Raw genomic sequence first — 17,126 nt, 5'->3', positions numbered from 1 at the left:
GATAGGGAGTTAGGTTAATTGCGGCCGCCCGTTCCAGAAGCTTTGCTGTATTTGGTTTTCAAGGTTCAGTTACGTCTACGTAAAACAAAAGTACCATTTCAGCCTTCGACTTGTCAATACCAGAATTTTCAGACAGTCATCAAACCCTTATCCTGCATAAATTTCAGCGATTGCGTCTACCACCATCTTATTGGTTGAAGTGCCTCTAACCCTTACAGGATTTACATTATAGTCCCCAAATTTAACACCTCGATTTTTACACCTACGCATAGACGCATTTTCCACCCAAAAACACACATCAACCCGATCACCACTTGCCCAAAGCCCCCCAAACAGTACCCGAAACCACCCCCCAAATCGCCCCCAAGCCAGCCCCCACGATCGCCCCCGCCACGGGCCCCAACTGCACCGGCACCCCAGCGCTAACAGCCGGAAACATCGCAGACACCACCGCCCCCAACACAGCACCCGCAAAAGTCCCCAAAAAACTGCCCCAAATCGCCCCCAAAGTCCCACCCTTCACCCCCGAAGGCTGAAACGAAATCGGCAGCTTCGGCGAAAACCCGCACAAACCCAACAAACCCCCAGAAAGCACACCTCCAACAGAACCCACACCAGCCGCCACGATCGCCACACCCAGCAACAAACCCGCAAACTCATTCACCGGCCGCATCTGGACACCGTACTGCTGCCAAACCACCAACCCAGCCCCCAACAAAACACCAGCCAGAGTCCCCACAAACGAGCCCCAGACCGCCCCCAAATACCCTCCGCGCCGGCCCCACACCCTCCCTGCCGGCAGCGCCAGAGGAGGCCGAAAACTCGCCCAAACACAGCCCCAGACAGCACCAACCCCCGCCCCAGCCAAAATCCTCTCCCCGATTCCCGGAGTGCTATTAATCGCGCCAAACACCGCACCGCCGATCGCCGCCAACAAAAAAGCGCCCCAAGCCGCCCCCACCAAAACTCCGCCCCACTTCCGCCACATCTGATTCGGCGCCAAAGTAAAAACCCCCCACATCATCCCAAAAAAACAGCCCCAAATCGTACCAACAAAAATCGCCCCCAAAATAGCGCCGCCGCCCTCAGCTATTACCGAATAAATCCCCCCGATCGCCGCCAAACACAAACTGCCCCAAACACCTCCCCAAGCAGCATCCTGAAAAATGCGCTCAAACTTGCCCACAGGAACCCGAGGCGCCGGAGTCCGACTCCGAGGAGACATCGGCATCGGCAGCAAGGGCACTGCGTACTGGCCGAGGGGGCGCGGCAGCCCCGTGGAGGGCTGTTGCCGGCGCACCGCAGGCTGCGTCACGACGGGCGGTTGGGGCTTTTTACGCTTGGTTTTCGCGGGCTGCAAGTGCAATCCGTTGCTGACTGCTTGCCGCGAAGGAAACGGATCGCGCCCTTTGAGGAGTTTTGCCCGATCGCACCAAGGGCACCGACTGAGATGATTTCCGTATTTATGCTGAGTGTTTTTGCTGCAAGTTACCAAAGCATCTTCCGCTTCCCGAATCGCATTCACCCAAGTTTTCGCATCCGGGCGCGCCGAAGGATTGCCGTGCCCTTCCTCAAAACAGCGGATAAACATCTGCCGCAGCCGCGGATGCAGCATCTCAAAAGGAGGCGCAGCCGGCATCGGGCGGTAGGGAATCCGCTTCGTACCTGTGGGGAAATGGCCCGATCGAATTCTCGCTTCCAAAGGCGGTGGTTCATCGCTACCGAGATAAACTCCCGAAAACGGGTGCGTACCTTCCATCAGCAATTGAAAAATTAATACCGCTAAACCGAACAAATCGTGCTCTGGAGCTCGATCGATATCGCGGAAAGTCTGCCCCTGCAACTCCGGGGGCGTAAACTCCGGTTTCCCCACGGGACACCGATAAACGTAACCCGTATAAGGATCGCGGACTTGAAACGAATCCGTGTCTACCAGCGTTACCAACGCCGTATCCGTCACGAGAATGTTCGACTCGTTCACGTCGCCGATGACGTAACCCCTGACGTGGAGGGCGTTTACAGCCGAGGCGAGATTTCTGGCGGTACGGTGGAGGTAAAGATAGCTAAATAGCGGTTTTTGTTCGCGCCTGGTTTTGGGAGTGTAGAAAGTGTGTACCGGCATCACTTTGTTGACGCGCGGCATCACAAAACCGACGATTTTTTCTCGCCCGCCGACAGTATGCAGCAAATCGATCGGCCAAGCAATGGAAGCGTGCCCGGGTTCGGCGATCGGCGCATCCGGCGGCATACTGAACATGACTGTGAGTTTGTCGCCGTCTTCGTCTGTCGGTTTGTGGTAGATTTTTGCTACAAGGGACGAGTCTTGGGCGATCGGGTAGATGCGACCTTCACCGCCACTGGCGATCGCGGTTTTGGTGTCGATCGCAATCAGTTGTCCGCTAAATTGGCGCTGCAACTGCATAGAATTCCGTTATGGGATACAGGATTTGGAAGCCATCACTCAATAAACTTGACTTGCCCATTAAATCTTACCTTTGTTAGGACTTAGGCACCGGTGCGTCGAAACCGGGTTTTTCACCAAAAGACGCGTTGCAGCCCGCAGATTCGGTAAAAAACCCGGTTTCTTGGGTGGGAGTGGGTAAGCCCTGTTTCCATTGGTGGGATGGGCGTCCCGCCCGTCCGTCCATTGGTGGGATGGGCGCCCCGCCCGTCCGCGCTATCAAAATTAAATGTGAACCAGCTTCAAATCCACCGACAATAACAACATTTTATCCTCAATTTTTTGTCTGACGGCCGGTGTCACCTGACAATTATCGCTGTTGAGGCATTCCACCAGCAAGTTTTGGGCATAGTAATACTGTTTCAGCAAAGTTTTCTGTTGGGGGCGAAAGTCTCGATTGTAGCCGATCGCTGTTTTGAATTTTGCCAGCCAACTGCAACCGCACTCTTTGCGCCACTTTTTCCAGTTTTGCAAATCAGGCATCTGAGTCTGAAATTGTGCCAGCATTTGTTTAAGTTCTGGTTCAATATCCAGCGCCAAAATGCCAACCAACATACTCGCCACATCATTATCACAAGCAAATTTCAGACACTCGTTAACATCCGCAAATTCTACCTTTTTTCCAGCTTTTGCCAAACAATTCCGAAACTTGCGAACTTTCGATCTATCAAACTTCAAACTCGGATCGAGGACGCGAGTCAAAGCCAAATCGAGGACGCAAACTAAGGCAACATAAAAAGCGCGAATTTCGACTGGTTTAAAATTCCTTTGCACTAACTGAGACTTGTGATTTGCCCAGATTAGCAACTGCTGCAAGGTTTCATCTTTAGCCGCCATACTGTCTAATTTTTGTTGCATCAGCAGCAAAATTTCGTCAGCCGGTTGCAAAATGCTGACAACTCTCACAAATTCATTTTTCCACTTTTTGTCGGTAATCCGGCTGACCAATTCTGGCAGCGAGTCAGGGTTGGCACTATCAATCAGATATTCGGGTTGAGTGTCGCTTTCCTCTAGCAGTTCGTCAACTGCGCTTTTGATAAAGTTATCCACCAACCAGTCGCGGGTACGCGAGAAATTGCTCTCCAACTCTAGGTAATGACTGCCTAATTTGGCCTTAAAGTCTTTGGGGAAAATCTCTTTGGCCACTAACATATTTTTCCAGCGAGTTAGCTGGCTGCTGTTGCGTTCGGGAAAGCGGTGATACAAATAGTCGATCGCGATCGCATCTAGAATATCCGCACCCAGGATTTCCCGCCGTTTCACCTCGTTTTCTAGCCCCATTTGTCGCCGCTGAGTTAGATCCAGATGCTGGCTAACATTTGGTTCAATCAAGTGCTGAATCAGCCAGTTTTCCCCACGGAAAAAATCGCGGTCTAACTCCAAGTAAATCGCGCCAAACAAAGCCTCAAAAGTCTCCGAAAGCAATCTATTGTACTCGCTTTCGTCTGTTTTTTTCCGATTCCAGACGCGCCAATCTAGTTGGTTTAATTTCAAATTTTGTGCAAATTCCGCCAGCTTTTTCGGGTCTGCTAAACGAGCTTTTAAAGTTGAGATAGCATCGGGAGCGAGTTCTGGATATTCGCGGTACAGGTAATCGGTAACAACTGCACCGAAAATCGCTCCGCCTAAGAGTGACAGCCGTTTGTACTTAACCTCTTGCCAAGCGGGAGACTCCTCGGGGCGATCGGGGTAATCGCTGGTATTGTAACGGCAATTCAAGGCGATTTCCAGCAATTTTGTCTGCTGAAAGCTGGAAATGTCGATCGCTGTCTTGACTGCTTCAATATCTACCTTTTTAATTTTTATTAGCTCTAATTCTTCTTCACATTTTCCCCACTTTTCCAACCAATCACCGCCAGCATCTTCCACATACAAATCTACAAAATCTACCCCGTAATTCATCCAGTCATCCTGCATTATTCTGGCGGCTTCCAATTCTTCCCAGACTTTCTGCAAGTTATTTTCAACTGCGTTCGTACCTTGTACAGTCATAGTATTTGATTTTGATGTAATTTGATTTTATTTCCAACTATTCACGGCGATTAAATCAAATCTCAATTCAATTTAGGCCGAGTTGCTAGTTATTTCACAAGATTTATTGCTGCGGTAAATCTTCCCGTTGCTTAGCCTTCGTATCAAGCACCTGTTGCCACCGTCTGGCAGACCCCTCCCGGAACCAGAAAAGGGGGAGGAATAATTTTAGTCTGTTTTCCCTTGTGCGGGAATCTGGCTGGGTACTAGCTTTTTGGCATTGTCGAGAATGGTGCAATATGTGAGTTAGTCAAAATTTCTTTTTCACCGAGTTGGGAGCAGTCGAAGTATTCTCAGCAGCATATCTGCTTGATTTACGGGAACTTGAGGTAACGACCTGCAGGCAAATTATCACTATTATATAATGCAATGTTAACTAACTGGTTCAAGAAATTTGCATCATTTTTATCATAACTTAAAAATAATCCTCTGTCAATCCCCCAATCTTGAAGAGTTTGTTGCCAATTGTGATATTTTTGTTCAGAGAACTCATCCGAAAGAGTAGTCACTTGAATGCAGAGGGGCTGCTGTTGGCGGTTGCTAACGATGGAATCGGTTGCCATAGAAAGATCGGCAACATATCGATAAAAAACAGTGCCTTGGCGATCGACAATTCGGGCTGCGATCGCTCGAATGACGAGATCGTCAGCCGGATCGAATTTACCAGCTTTCAGTTTTTGTTTCCAGATGTAAAATTTGCGATCGGTTTCGCTCAGCCATTTAGGAAATAGATAGCTGTACCAATACCTTTCCCCCGGCGTCATTAACTCAAACGCGGCTTTTTGTTCTCTTTCCGAAGGTAGAGATTGAACGGCCAGCCAAACCTGAGAATCTCGGATAAGCTGCAGCAAAAAAGCCATCACAAATTTCTTAGCAGTTAGCGAACCGGGTTTAACATCTTTCACCCAGCGATTGATTTCATCCAATCTTCTCGCTAAACTCGGATCTATTAGATCTGCGTCGCTAATTAGGGAGTTGAGCTGATCCTTAATCTCTTGTGCTTGCAAATGACGACCTACTGTACAAACTAAACCAGAATTGTTGACACCTCGATTTTATTATAGAACCGCGCCAAATTTTCACCGCTCATTAGACATATCGCAAAATTTTTGTGGGTAAGTATCCTGCCAGCCCTTAACTTTATTTGAGGAGATGTCTATTGAGTAGCTGCTGCTGATTCCCGCAGGCGCTGGTACAATAAAACCAAATAAACATTAATCAGTAGTCCGGCTATAAATCCCAGTACATTACCGACAAGCTGAGTTCCTAGCAAATTTGGCCATCTTAAACCGATTAATTCAGAAATCCATCTTACTGGCACCAAAAATACCAAATATATCAGTAACATCGAGCGAAATACCAACCACCAGCGCCTTTTAGTTAATTGCCAACTGCTCTTAAAACTTTCCAGCACCGAATTGTTATTAATGACGATAGCATATAATAAAAACATTAAGCGGTATGACACATAAAGCCCCGGAATTAGTATTATTTGTATAATTATTAACCATACCAAAGGAAAACCCCGCAGACACCACGTAATGACTGTAAAAATCAGCACCACAGACAATAAATAAACCTCAACAAGTTTTAGCAATCTTTTTTTTGCTTGAATAAAAGCAGCAATCACAGTTACTTGATTTCCAGTAAAACTTCGATAAGTGTAGAAAGTAGTAGCTCCAAACAAGAAAGGAACTGCCAAAAACCAGTAAAAAATGCCCCAACAAACACTTGCTGCCTCTAGTTCATGTTGAGTCATACCATAAATATTCAGCATGGCATCTCCGCCAAAAGTATTCACCACGAAATATATCAAATGGGGAGAGTTTATCCTGAACAGGGCTGGGTATATAGCGCCCACAAGAGCAAAGGTGTCTCGCAACAAGTTTATGGCACTAATTCGTTGAGTAGTCATAATTTGTTATCCGGCTTTTGTAAGTGGATTTGAACAAATCAGACATTACTCGAAAAAGTTGCTAACAATAATGTTAAGTCATCATCGGTGCGTTCGGAAACGCGGGGCGATCGCAAAAATGACTCTAACTGCTGTTTCGCATCTTCTTCTTCTTTCCACTCGCCAGAAAACCGAAACAAAGGCGCAAAAAACGGCCCGTGCGGCGTGCCTTCCGGAATTTTGAGAGCTAGCATTTGCAAGCCGTCGGAAAACACGGCCAAGTGTCGCAGTTTTTCCCGCAGTACCTGAAATTGCGCTGTTTCTATTGCATTCGGCGAAATCAAAAAAATGGTTTCGTTGATGTATTCGCCGCAGGGAGGTACAGTCAGGCCGATCGCATTTCCTGCACTGTCACCTGCTACCGCCGCACCGTCGCCGATTTGAGCAACTGCGATTAATTCCGGCGTAGCAACAACAGCAATTAAAGTGCAGGCTAAATCTCTCGCAGCCACTTCCCGCACTGCCGCTTCTGCTTCCACCTGTGTCCGCGCGACTTGCAGTGATGCTGTTAAGAATACCTGCCATTCGTCGTCATTTTGAGGCAGCCTTTCCTGTTGCCCGCAAATCGTTTCTACAACCGCTTCCACAGCAATTTTCGCCCCAACTTCTGCGAGTGCTGCCGAGCCCGCGCCGTCGGCAACTGCGGCTACCAAAACACCGTTCGGCAAGAGACGCCAGCAGTGGGCATCTTGACAGGGCTGCGATCTTTTTTCGTGGCTCGTACCTATCACCGATGCCGCTACAACTTGCCAATTAAAGGATGAATTCTGCATTTATAACTCTTTAATTCAAAACTTCGTAAATTCACAACTATGCAAAGTCAGGGCGGGTTTATTTATCCCTAATTATGTAGTGCGATGCACACCACACCTTACTTATTATGTAGGGCGATGCACACCACACCTTACCGCTTGTCACTTACTAATGACCAATGACTAAGGACTAATGACTAATGACTAAACTGTTCCCCATCCGGGTGGCGGCAGTGCTACTTGTTCATCAATTTTTGAGTGAGAAACTCTCTGCATACTAGCCGACAGCCAGATGAACATCTCTCTAAAGTCTAATCCTTTCAATTTTACAGGCGTGCGCTCGACAATTTGCGCGAGACGGGGGATATTAGCACCTTCCACTCCGACTGCAAAAAATGCCACGCGCTTGTTAGTTTCTTCCTCTTTAATCCGCTGTGCTGCTATTTCCACAACATCGTCGGATTCGCCTTGAGGTTCGCCGTCGGTAATCATAAATACCCACGGGCGGTAGTAGGTAATGCCGTTGTTGCGGTATTCGGATTTGCGGGCGGCAATGGTGTCTAGCGCTTGCTGAATGCCGGCGCCCATGTGGGTTTGTCCTTGAGCTGTCAGCAGTGGCGTCTCGAACTGGTCGGCGGTCACGAAGTCTTGCACGACTTTGATATGATTGTCAAATGAAATAATCGCGACTTCGACTCGCTTTTTAGCTAGTTCATCTTTAATTAGGTCATTCCTAAAGATTTCCAGCCCCTCATTCAAGGCATCTATGGGTGCGCCTTGCATGGAGCCGGAGGTGTCCAGCAGAAGGACGCAGGGACAGCGTGGCTCTGGGTTTTCGGCAAATTCTACGGCTTCGTCTAGTCTCATGGTTCGGGGTTGACCTGGGAATGGCTCGATTTCTAGGTTTGTTACTTTACTCTATCAAGTCAGTAACAAATTTAAGTGCAAATTGCTAGGGCGATCGCATTTTACCATTTACCTCAATCGATTTTCGATTTTCTCTTTTTGATTAAAGAATAGGATACCTGCGGTCAAAAAACAGAAAGTAGCTGCTTGCCGTGGTACGATCGACAAATCGCCGAACTGCCAAGTCAGGTTCAATCTTATAATTCCCACAGTCAGGCAATAATTCACCTTCGAGCCTTTTTTTTGTTCAATAAAGCTAACTTAAAATATGAAATCTGTTTCTGAAAAAAAAGCTATTAATCCTTGGAATTACAAACCTTGGTGGTGTCAGCCTTGGTCGATTCTTTTGACTGGCACGAGTCTGATTAGCGGTAGTTGGTTTTTATTTAAAACTGTTTGGATAACTGTTTTAGTCGCGATTCCTTTATTAGCTTGGATGAGTTTTTTCTTGTTAGTTTGGCCGAGGTTGATGCTGTCTAGCGGAGCTTTAGATTCTGATGCAGATTAGGTTGTGGTGGTGCGCACCCTACGTTTAGGTTTTGGTGGTGCGCACCCTACGTTGTGGGTAAGGTGCGCGGTGCACACCCTACATTTGAGTGTTTCGCAGTCTAGATTTGCGGGTAATAGTCTTGAATTGCTTTTACTTCCATCGGGTTGGATTTGAGCGATCGAATTCCCGCTGCTGTCGCTTTGGCACCGGCTATTGTCGTAATAATCGGGATTTTGTAAGTCAAAGCTGTGCGGCGGATAAAGATTCCGTCGGCTCGGGATTCTTCGCCCGAAGGTGTGGTGATAATTAGTTGAATTTTCTCATTCTTGATCGAATCCAACAAATTCGGCCGCCCTTCGTGCATTTTCAATTCCAAATCTACCTCTAAACCTTGCTCTTGCAAAACTTTGCGTGTCCCGTGAGTTGCGACTACTTTGAAACCCAATTCTAAGAATTCCTTGACAACGGGTACAACTGCTAGTTTGTCGCGATCGCGCATCGAAACCAGCACGGTTCCAAACAGCGGCATCATTTGCCCCGCGCCGAGTTGAGCTTTGGCAAAGGCTTTGCCAAAATCGGTGTCAATTCCCATTACTTCGCCGGTTGAGCGCATTTCTGGCCCTAACAAGGTATCAGCTCCCGGGAACTTCGCAAAGGGCAATACTGCTTCTTTTACCGAAACATGAATGGGTATAATCTCTTCAGTAAAACCCAAAGCTTCTAGAGTTTTGCCAGACATGACTCGCGACGCCATTTTTGCTAAGGGAACCCCGATCGCCTTGGACACAAAAGGCACTGTTCGAGAAGCTCGCGGATTAGCTTCCAAGATGAAAACTTGTTCCCCTTGAACAGCAAATTGAATATTCATCAACCCGATTACTTTCAGGGATTTTGCTAATTCTACTGTCCAGCGGCGGATAGTTGCCAAAGCTGCATCAGAAAGCGTTTGGTAAGGGATAGAACAAGCAGAGTCGCCGGAGTGGATTCCCGCTTCCTCGATGTGCTCCATAATACCGCCGATCGTCACATTGCCAGTAACATCGGCGATCGCATCGACATCCACCTCGATCGCATTCTCCAAAAACTTATCAATTAAAATCGGATGATCGGGTTCTACTAGGACGGCATAGGTCATGTAACGTTCCAATTCCGTATCGGAATAAACAATTTCCATTGCTCGCCCGCCCAACACGTAACTCGGCCGCACCACTACCGGATAACCGATCCGTTGAGCTACTATTAAAGCATCCTCAAAACTACGGGCTAAACCGTTAGCAGCTTGCTGAATATCCAACTCCCGCAGAATCTTTTCAAATCGCTCCCTGTCTTCTGCAGTATCAATGGAATCCGGCGAAGTTCCCCAGATTTTTGTTTGTACATCGGGGTGATTTTCCAGAGCTTTTTGTAAAGGAAGCGCTAATTTCAGCGGCGTTTGGCCGCCAAACTGGATAATTATTCCCTCTGGATTTTCGGCTTCGATGATGTTGAGAACATCTTCTTTTGTTAGCGGTTCAAAATACAGGCGATCGCTCGTATCATAATCCGTCGAAACCGTCTCGGGGTTTGAGTTGACCATAATTGTCTCAAAGCCGTCTTCTCCTAGGGAATAGGAAGCGTGACAGCAGCAGTAATCAAACTCAATTCCCTGGCCGATCCGGTTCGGCCCGCCACCTAAAATCATCACTTTTCGCTTGGTAGAAGACAAAACTTCCGACTCCGGCGCCAGACTGTGGCCCACAGGCGAAATCTTCTTTTCTTCATCGCCCAAGTCCCAAATTGCCGCTCCCGCTTCGTAGGTGGAATAATAATACGGTGTAAACGCTTCAAATTCAGCGGCACAGGTATCGACTGTTTTGTAAATCGGCACTACGCCTAACTGTTTGCGGTAAGCGCGGACTTGATCTTCCGATGTTTTGGTGGCGTAAGCAATTTGGCGATCGCTAAATCCCAACTGCTTTACTTCAAACATTGTCTCTTTTGTCAACTGATCCAACCGGGTTCGTTTCAAGAACTTCTCAGTTTCCAGCAATTCCTGCATTTTATCCAAAAACCAAGGATCGATTCCTGTGAACTCGAAGATATCTTCCACCGACATTCCCATCATCATCGCGTGGCGAACTGTAAAAATGCGATCGGGATTTGGCGTCCGCAATCCGGCGCGAATTTGTTCCAAACTCGGCAACTTTTCCGGTTTGTCGCACCCGAAACCTGCGCGGCCTGTTTCCAATCCCCGCAGCGCTTTTTGGAAGGATTCGTTGAAGCTGCGCCCGATCGCCATTACCTCCCCAACAGACTTCATTTGCGTTGTCAGAGTCGGTTCGGAACCAGGGAACTTTTCAAAGGCAAATCGGGGAATCTTCGTCACTACGTAGTCAATTGTCGGTTCAAAAGACGCCGGAGTTTTCTTGGTGATATCGTTGGAAATTTCGTCTAGGCTGTAACCTACCGCTAATTTTGCCGCCATTTTTGCAATGGGGAAACCAGTTGCTTTCGAGGCCAAGGCGGAGGAACGGGAAACCCGAGGATTCATTTCAATAACGATGAAATCTCCGTTGACAGGATTGACGGCAAATTGAATATTGGAACCGCCGGTTTCAACTCCGATTTCGCGAATAATTTTCACCGAAGCATCCCGTAGGCGCTGATATTCTTTGTCTGTAAGAGTTTGCGCCGGGGCGACGGTGATAGAATCGCCGGTGTGGACGCCCATCGGGTCGAGATTCTCGATCGAACAAATAATCACCACATTATCTGCCAAATCCCGCATTACTTCCAGTTCGTACTCTTTCCAACCAATCAAAGATTGTTCGATCAAAATTTGCGATACTGGACTGGCATCAATCCCGCCTTGGGCCATTTCTTCAAACTCTTCTTGATTGTAAGAAATGCCGCCTCCCGTGCCTCCCATTGTAAAAGCAGGACGAATAATTAACGGATAACTGCCGATTTGGTGACCAATGGCTTTGGCTTCGTCGAGAGTGTTGGCAATTCCCGAAGGGCAAACGGCGACCCCAATTCGCGCCATCGCTTCCTTAAATAATAGCCGATCTTCTGCCATTTCAATTGCTGGCAACTTAGCACCAATCAACTCGACGTTGTACTTTTCTAAGACGCCATTTTTAGCCACGGCAACTGCTAAATTTAGCGCCGTTTGACCGCCCATTGTCGGTAAAATTGCTTGAGGTCTTTCTTTAGCGATGATTTGTTCGAGGATGGCTGGCGTTAGAGGTTCGATGTAAATGCGATCGGCAGTTTCCGGATCGGTCATAATCGTTGCAGGGTTGGAATTGACCAACACTACTTCAAAACCTTCTTCTCGCAAAGCTTTGCAAGCTTGTGTTCCTGAATAGTCAAATTCGCACGCTTGACCGATAACAATTGGGCCGGAACCAATGAGAAGAATCTTTTTTAAGTCTTGACGACGGGGCATAGGTTCGTAATTAGTAATTGGACAAAGTGGAGGATTAATTTGATATTTTGCCTCAGTCTTAGAAACAGGCTTTCTGAGCTGTTCCCCCCAAAGCTTACTCAAAATAGTGCAAGTTTTGTTGTTAATTTGAAATTGTGCACCATTCTCAGCATTTTGGAAGCAGAACCTCGCAACTCCGGCTGACAGACACCCCCAGCTAACCAGAAATATTGATGAGAAAAGGGTGCGGTCGATCGGTAAATCAAGACTATTTTAAGTGTTGCAGTCAAATCGTGTTCTAAAATACACAATCCCTGTATTCCGCCTGATTAATCATTGTAGAGACTTCAGCCAAGGCCTGTCTTGACTGTGGGGAACGGGTAGAATTAACCGGGTTGGATGATGAAATTTCCCGTAGCTTGCGGGGCGGGACGCCATCGCCCTCCGAAGAGGTGACAATCAGAGATCCAGCCATGTAGACGCGGCGATGGAGGACACGGCCGGGCCGTATCCAAAGCGTGTCAACTTAAGCCCATCGTCCGCCAGTCCTCCCACCCGCCCGTCAGTCCGCCAGGGAATGAATTCCCTGTCTCATAGCTAAAGTCCTCTCAAGAGGACTAATGAGTTTAAAAGTGTTCTTCTGAGTCCTCATAGCGAGGACTTGAGTTTTGAGGAAGGGGTTTCAACCCCTCTCGGACTGAGGGTTTAACGTGTTTGTTGACAGGAGGAAAGGCACGGTGTCGTTTCCCTAGCGTATTTCAGCCTATTTTTAGGCTTTGCGCGATCGGCGAATGAGTACGCTAATCACTTGTCCCGGCTTTGCACCTCGCTGCGGCGGGCTCCAATCGCCGACTTGGGCAAATCCCAGTCGGTCCAAGGTGTGGATGGTTTCTAACACGGCGGCGCGGGAACCGACAACCGTTATCCGCACGACTTCCTGTTCGGATACTGCTGAGTCGTCATTTGGACGATCGGACAAGTTATCGTCAGGTACGAATTCCTGTGACATAATATGGTCTCCTGGTTTTTGGTTTTCTAGGAAAACCCAAAAACCCAGCCGCCCCGCACGTTAACACAGAGCAGGGCGGCTACAGAGAATGTTAAGATTCTCAATTAGCCTCCATACTGCTTACTCAGTTTGGCGGTTAGCTGTCCATTGCTGTTGGTAGCAGCTTTGGGCGGAGCAAAGCGGAGGGAGTGCAACTAGATTTTTGAGCGACGCGGGCTGCCTCCTCTGCAAGCAAAGCAACCTTAATTTCACAGCGTAGCCGCATAGGGGGGCCGCCGTCAATCGATTTAAGATTTTGGATTTTAGATTTTAGATTGAGATTTTTCTCCAACAACTGTCCCACTCTCCCCCTCTCCTTCAATCCAACCTACTAGATGAGGGAATGCGCCGAGGAAGAGGTAAAATATGGAATCGTTCCAAAAGTTTAAAATCAAAAATCAAAAATAAAGATATGCCTAGAACACAAGTGCGAATATTCCCTGCACCTGTTGCTTGAGGGCAACCACATCAATTTTAGATTTTAGATTTTAGATTGTACTCCAACAACTCTCCCTATCTCCTATGCCTAGAACTCCCAGCGAATATTCCGTGCACCTGCTGCTTGAAGGCGGCCACCGCGAAGAAATCCGTTTTTCAACGCTGCAAGATTTTCAACAGTGGTATAAAACTCTGGTTCCCAAACAAGATTCGTCAGAATTTGTTAATGTCCCGATCAAAAATATTCAAGGCGAATACATGGTAGTTCGGCCTACCAGCGTTCTCGCAATTCGGGTAGAACCGGTATTTACTTCTAGCGTCGAACGATACGATGAATAAGGAAAAGTATCAATTGAGTAGGAAAGATTGGAAATTGAGCAAGATTTTTCGCTATCAGCTATTAGCCATCGCCTGTTGCGTTTTGGCGATCGCTTTTTCGGTGCCCGCCGTTGCAGTTCCGTCGCTGCAACCCATTAGTGTAAATCAGTTACAAGCGAGTGAATTGGAGTCGATCGCGTTTGACGCTCAAATCTGGGGCGAAAATGGCAAACCGGGCGATCGGGAATTGCTGTTAAGGTCGATCGACAACAGCCTCCGCTATCTCAATACATCGGCCGCCGCCACTGCTTACAGCCGCTATCCAGTAGCAGGAGTTACGCGCGATCGAGTCCGCCGTTCCCTCGATCGATTTCGCCAATTAGTTGTCAGTTCCACCACTCCTGCACAACTTCAGGAATCGGTCAAGCGCGAATTTGTATTTTACAAATCCACGGGCAAAGATGGCAAAGGAACAGTTGCATTTACAGGTTATTTCGAGCCGACTTATGCAGCCTCTCGCACGCCTAATTCCGAATACCGTTATCCCCTGTACCGGATGCCGCCAAACATGGCATCTTGGCCGAAACCTCACCCGACAAGATTGCAATTAGAAGGCGAAGATGCTTTGCAGGCAAGTAAAGGATTGCTGCGGGGATTAGAATTAGTTTGGTTGCGCGATCGCTTCCAAGCATTTCTCGTGCATGTCCAAGGTTCGGCGAGATTGCAGCTAACAGATGGTAGCGTCATGACAGTCGGTTTTGCAGGCAAAACCAGTCACAGTTATACAGGAGTCGGGCGAGAATTAGTTAAAGACGGAAAGTTTACTTTAGAAGAGTTAAATTTGCCGAAACTAAGGGAATATTTCACCAACTTTCCCGCAGATATGAACAAATATTTGCCGAAAAATGAAAGCTTTGTATTCTTCCGGGATACTAACGGAGTTCCAGCCACAGGAAGCATTGGAGTGCCAGTAACTGCCGAAAGGTCGATCGCCACCGATAAAGCTTTAATGCCCCCCGGCGCACTAGCATTAATTAGTACAAAACTCCCTTATCCGAATGCGGCGGGACAACTCGAACAAAATGCCGTGAATCGGTACGTTTTGGATCAAGATACTGGCGGTGCAATCAAAGGTGCGGGGAGAGTTGACGTATTTATGGGAACGGGGGATTTAGCGGGCGATAGGGCCGGTTATATCAACTCAACAGGAGAACTGTATTATCCGCTTTTAAAGTAGATTAATTCTACTTCATGTGATTGTTTGCTGTGCGTCGCAATCCCGGACACGGCAAGGCGCCGTGTCCCTACAGATATTATCGCCGACAATCTCTATGTAAATTGCTATAAAATAGACCATAGCCACCCTCCAAACCGCACAAATGCTAAACAAAATTTGGCAATTCTTCAAACGACTAATTCAGCGAATATTGGGAACCCAAACCCCACCCACCCCGCCAGAAAATACCACCATCCGCCCAACCTTAACTGACGCGGAATACGAGTCGAAATTCATGGAAATCCTGGAAGGGGTGAATGCCGGCTGGAGTCGAGGGGATGTAGCGGGATTCTTGATCGCAAAACGCCTTAAAGATGGTGAATTGGCTGCTTGGTTGCGACGGTTTGGGAAAAGATTGTTAGAGGGCGAACATGATGACACCGCTGCTACAGATGCCGTGGCATCGCTTCAGGAATTGGCGCAGCGGCTGGTATTGTTAGGTAGAATTGGCAGCGGGGAATTGTCAGAGGTTGCGAGGCAAATTGGGCGGGAGATATTGACACGGTTTCCGCTGCCGGAGGTTGAGGAGGAGGATACAAAGGGGAAGGTGATTGAGGCGGTGTTTGTTGGGGATGGTTTGGGTTTTTCTGGGGAAGTGAACCGCAGAGGCGCTGAGGGTGCGGAGGCAGAATCGGAAGTTAATATAGAGGCTGAGGCGTGGTGCGATCGAGGTAATGAGCAGTATAATTTAGGACGGTTTGAAGAAGCGATCGCATCTTATAACCAGGCAATTGCTCTCAAACCAGACTACCACGATGCTTTGCACAACCGAGAGGTAGCGCAACGTAAGTTAGGCGAAATTAAATAGGCGAACTCGCTTTTATATACAATTTTTACGAGGTATTGCGCTCGACATGATACTATTAATAATTAATGATCGTTTGCGTGGCTAATTATCATACATTTAAAAGAGAAGTTTGAGGACTTCAGTCCTCACTACAAACTTAATTTATAAGCTGTGCTAGGCGCACATACAATAGGTTTATACTATTAAAGTTAGTCCCACCTTATTGCATCCAAAACCCACATCGAATGACACAAGTAATCGGCATTGACTTAGGCGGAACCGCAATTAAACTCGGCAGATTTAGCGAAGACGGCATTTGTCATCAATCCTTAACTGTCCCAACTCCTCAACCGGCAACGCCAGAAGCCGTTTTAGCTACAATGACCGATGCTATTTTACAACTGAATCCGGTGGAAAATGCTGTAAGTGCGATCGGCATCGGCACTCCCGGCCCCGCAGACGCCGCTGGCAGAATAGCGAGAGTAGCAATTAACCTCAAAAACTGGCATAACGTCCCCCTCGCTGACTGGGTGGAAGCTAAAACCGGACTGCCGACCATGTTAGCAAATGATGCCAACTGTGCCGGATTGGGAGAAGCTTGGTTGGGCGCAGGAAGGCACTTTAAAGACCTAATTTTAATAACTTTAGGTACAGGAGTCGGCGGTGCAGTTATCCTAGACGGCAAACTATTTGTAGGTCATCAAGGCGCGGCCGGAGAACTAGGATTGATTACTATAAATCCCGACGGCCCGGAGTGCAACAGTGGCAATCGCGGTTCTTTAGAACAGTACGTTTCGGTGCAAGCAATTCGCCGGGAAACGGGTTTGGAACCTGTAGAATTAGCAAATTTAGCCAAGTCGGGAGATGCCAAAGCTTTAGAATATTGGCAAAATTACGGGCGCTATCTGGGTATCGGTTTGGCAAGTCTCATTTATATTTTGACGCCGGAAGCTATTATTATCGGCGGTGGAATTAGTGCAGGTTCTGAATTTTTCTTGCCGCAGGTTCGAGAAGAAATTGAGCGGCGGGTTCTGCCGAGTTCTCGCGAAGATTTGCAGTTATTGGTTGCTGAATTGGGCAATCAAGCAGGCATGGTAGGGGCAGCCAAATTAGCTTGGCAGCTTGCTCAATAGTTAAAATTTAAAAAGGCAGCGCATTTTACTGCGCTTTTTTCATATCTAAACTTACGGTGCAACCTAAGCATTTTACCTAAAAAAAATTAAATGAATGTGAGAAGTTACTAAACAGAGTCTCCC

General features: G+C 47.6%; 14 protein-coding genes. 5 read left to right on the top strand and 9 right to left on the bottom strand.

The window, feature by feature from the left end; genetic code table 11:
* Positions 1-307: 307 nt before the first annotated feature.
* From D0A34_08250 to D0A34_08225, 6 genes are all read right to left on the bottom strand, one after another.
* Positions 308-2,422 (bottom strand): DNA-binding protein, encoded by a 2,115-nt coding sequence (locus tag D0A34_08250; GenBank protein UNU18868.1) that lies wholly within the window; start codon positions 2,420-2,422, stop codon positions 308-310.
* Between the two features lie 264 nt (positions 2,423-2,686).
* Positions 2,687-4,453, bottom strand: coding sequence for a ribonuclease III (locus D0A34_08245; protein ID UNU18867.1), 1,767 nt, complete (start codon positions 4,451-4,453; stop codon positions 2,687-2,689).
* Positions 4,454-4,806: 353 nt separating this feature from the next.
* A complete protein-coding gene (locus D0A34_08240; GenBank protein UNU18866.1) occupies positions 4,807-5,499 on the bottom strand; it encodes a hypothetical protein in 693 nt (230 codons plus the stop codon).
* Positions 5,500-5,648: 149 nt separating this feature from the next.
* The gene (locus D0A34_08235) at positions 5,649-6,407 is read right to left on the bottom strand and encodes a hypothetical protein (GenBank protein UNU18865.1); all 759 of its coding nucleotides are present in this window, start codon (positions 6,405-6,407) and stop codon (positions 5,649-5,651) included.
* Between the two features lie 38 nt (positions 6,408-6,445).
* Positions 6,446-7,219: a protein phosphatase 2C domain-containing protein gene (locus D0A34_08230; protein ID UNU18864.1), complete on the bottom strand. Its 774-nt coding sequence runs from the start codon at positions 7,217-7,219 to the stop codon at positions 6,446-6,448.
* A gap of 183 nt (positions 7,220-7,402) precedes the next feature.
* The gene (locus D0A34_08225; GenBank protein ID UNU18863.1) at positions 7,403-8,065 is read right to left on the bottom strand and encodes a VWA domain-containing protein; all 663 of its coding nucleotides are present in this window, start codon (positions 8,063-8,065) and stop codon (positions 7,403-7,405) included.
* Positions 8,066-8,372: 307 nt separating this feature from the next.
* Here D0A34_08225 and D0A34_08220 point away from each other — a divergent pair, with 307 nt between their 5' ends.
* A complete protein-coding gene (locus D0A34_08220; protein UNU18862.1) occupies positions 8,373-8,612 on the top strand; it encodes a hypothetical protein in 240 nt (79 codons plus the stop codon).
* Between the two features lie 100 nt (positions 8,613-8,712).
* On the opposite strand, the gene D0A34_08215 is transcribed toward D0A34_08220, so the two are convergent.
* From D0A34_08215 to D0A34_08205, 3 genes are all read right to left on the bottom strand, one after another.
* Entirely contained in the window at positions 8,713-12,024 is a 3,312-nt protein-coding gene (locus D0A34_08215; protein ID UNU18861.1) for a carbamoyl-phosphate synthase large subunit, read from the bottom strand.
* Between the two features lie 748 nt (positions 12,025-12,772).
* The gene (locus D0A34_08210) at positions 12,773-13,012 is read right to left on the bottom strand and encodes a hypothetical protein (GenBank protein UNU18860.1); all 240 of its coding nucleotides are present in this window, start codon (positions 13,010-13,012) and stop codon (positions 12,773-12,775) included.
* Positions 13,013-13,148: 136 nt separating this feature from the next.
* Positions 13,149-13,343, bottom strand: a complete 195-nt coding sequence (locus tag D0A34_08205) for a hypothetical protein (protein UNU18859.1) — start codon at positions 13,341-13,343, stop codon at positions 13,149-13,151.
* Between the two features lie 230 nt (positions 13,344-13,573).
* On the opposite strand from D0A34_08205, the gene D0A34_08200 reads away from it, so the two are divergent.
* The 4 genes from D0A34_08200 to D0A34_08185 all read left to right on the top strand — a co-directional run bounded on the left by D0A34_08200 (position 13,574) and on the right by D0A34_08185 (position 17,003).
* Positions 13,574-13,828 (top strand): hypothetical protein, encoded by a 255-nt coding sequence (locus tag D0A34_08200; protein ID UNU18858.1) that lies wholly within the window; start codon positions 13,574-13,576, stop codon positions 13,826-13,828.
* On the top strand, positions 13,821-15,044 hold the full coding sequence (locus D0A34_08195; protein ID UNU18857.1) for a murein transglycosylase: 1,224 nt from the start codon (positions 13,821-13,823) through the stop codon (positions 15,042-15,044). The genes D0A34_08200 and D0A34_08195 overlap by 8 nt, the downstream gene beginning before the upstream one ends.
* A gap of 142 nt (positions 15,045-15,186) precedes the next feature.
* Positions 15,187-15,891 carry a tetratricopeptide repeat protein gene (locus D0A34_08190; GenBank protein UNU18856.1) on the top strand — a complete coding sequence of 235 codons (705 nt, stop codon included), beginning with the start codon at positions 15,187-15,189 and terminating at the stop codon, positions 15,889-15,891.
* 224 nt (positions 15,892-16,115) lie between these two features.
* Positions 16,116-17,003, top strand: coding sequence for an ROK family protein (locus tag D0A34_08185; GenBank protein UNU18855.1), 888 nt, complete (start codon positions 16,116-16,118; stop codon positions 17,001-17,003).
* Positions 17,004-17,126: the final 123 nt, after the last annotated feature.

The organism is Microcoleus vaginatus PCC 9802 (assembly GCA_022701275.1).
Taxonomy (GTDB): Bacteria; Cyanobacteriota; Cyanobacteriia; order Cyanobacteriales; family Microcoleaceae; genus Microcoleus; species Microcoleus vaginatus_A.
Note: the sequence above shows the minus strand (reverse complement) of the source record. Positions and strands in the feature narration are given on the sequence as shown.

Bases quoted from the DNA above. Each gene is read 5' to 3' on its own strand.
- D0A34_08250 (UNU18868.1), bottom strand. From the start codon at position 2,422: ATGCAGTTGCAGCGCCAATTTAGCGGACAACTGATTGCGATCGACACC.
- D0A34_08245 (UNU18867.1), bottom strand. From the start codon at position 4,453: ATGACTGTACAAGGTACGAACGCAGTTGAAAATAACTTGCAGAAAGTC.
- D0A34_08235 (UNU18865.1), bottom strand. From the start codon at position 6,407: ATGACTACTCAACGAATTAGTGCCATAAACTTGTTGCGAGACACCTTT.
- D0A34_08230 (UNU18864.1), bottom strand. From the start codon at position 7,219: ATGCAGAATTCATCCTTTAATTGGCAAGTTGTAGCGGCATCGGTGATA.
- D0A34_08225 (UNU18863.1), bottom strand. From the start codon at position 8,065: ATGAGACTAGACGAAGCCGTAGAATTTGCCGAAAACCCAGAGCCACGC.
- D0A34_08220 (UNU18862.1), top strand. From the start codon at position 8,373: ATGAAATCTGTTTCTGAAAAAAAAGCTATTAATCCTTGGAATTACAAA.
- D0A34_08215 (UNU18861.1), bottom strand. From the start codon at position 12,024: ATGCCCCGTCGTCAAGACTTAAAAAAGATTCTTCTCATTGGTTCCGGC.
- D0A34_08210 (UNU18860.1), bottom strand. From the start codon at position 13,012: ATGTCACAGGAATTCGTACCTGACGATAACTTGTCCGATCGTCCAAAT.
- D0A34_08200 (UNU18858.1), top strand. From the start codon at position 13,574: ATGCCTAGAACTCCCAGCGAATATTCCGTGCACCTGCTGCTTGAAGGC.
- D0A34_08195 (UNU18857.1), top strand. From the start codon at position 13,821: ATGAATAAGGAAAAGTATCAATTGAGTAGGAAAGATTGGAAATTGAGC.
- D0A34_08190 (UNU18856.1), top strand. From the start codon at position 15,187: ATGCTAAACAAAATTTGGCAATTCTTCAAACGACTAATTCAGCGAATA.
- D0A34_08185 (UNU18855.1), top strand. From the start codon at position 16,116: ATGACACAAGTAATCGGCATTGACTTAGGCGGAACCGCAATTAAACTC.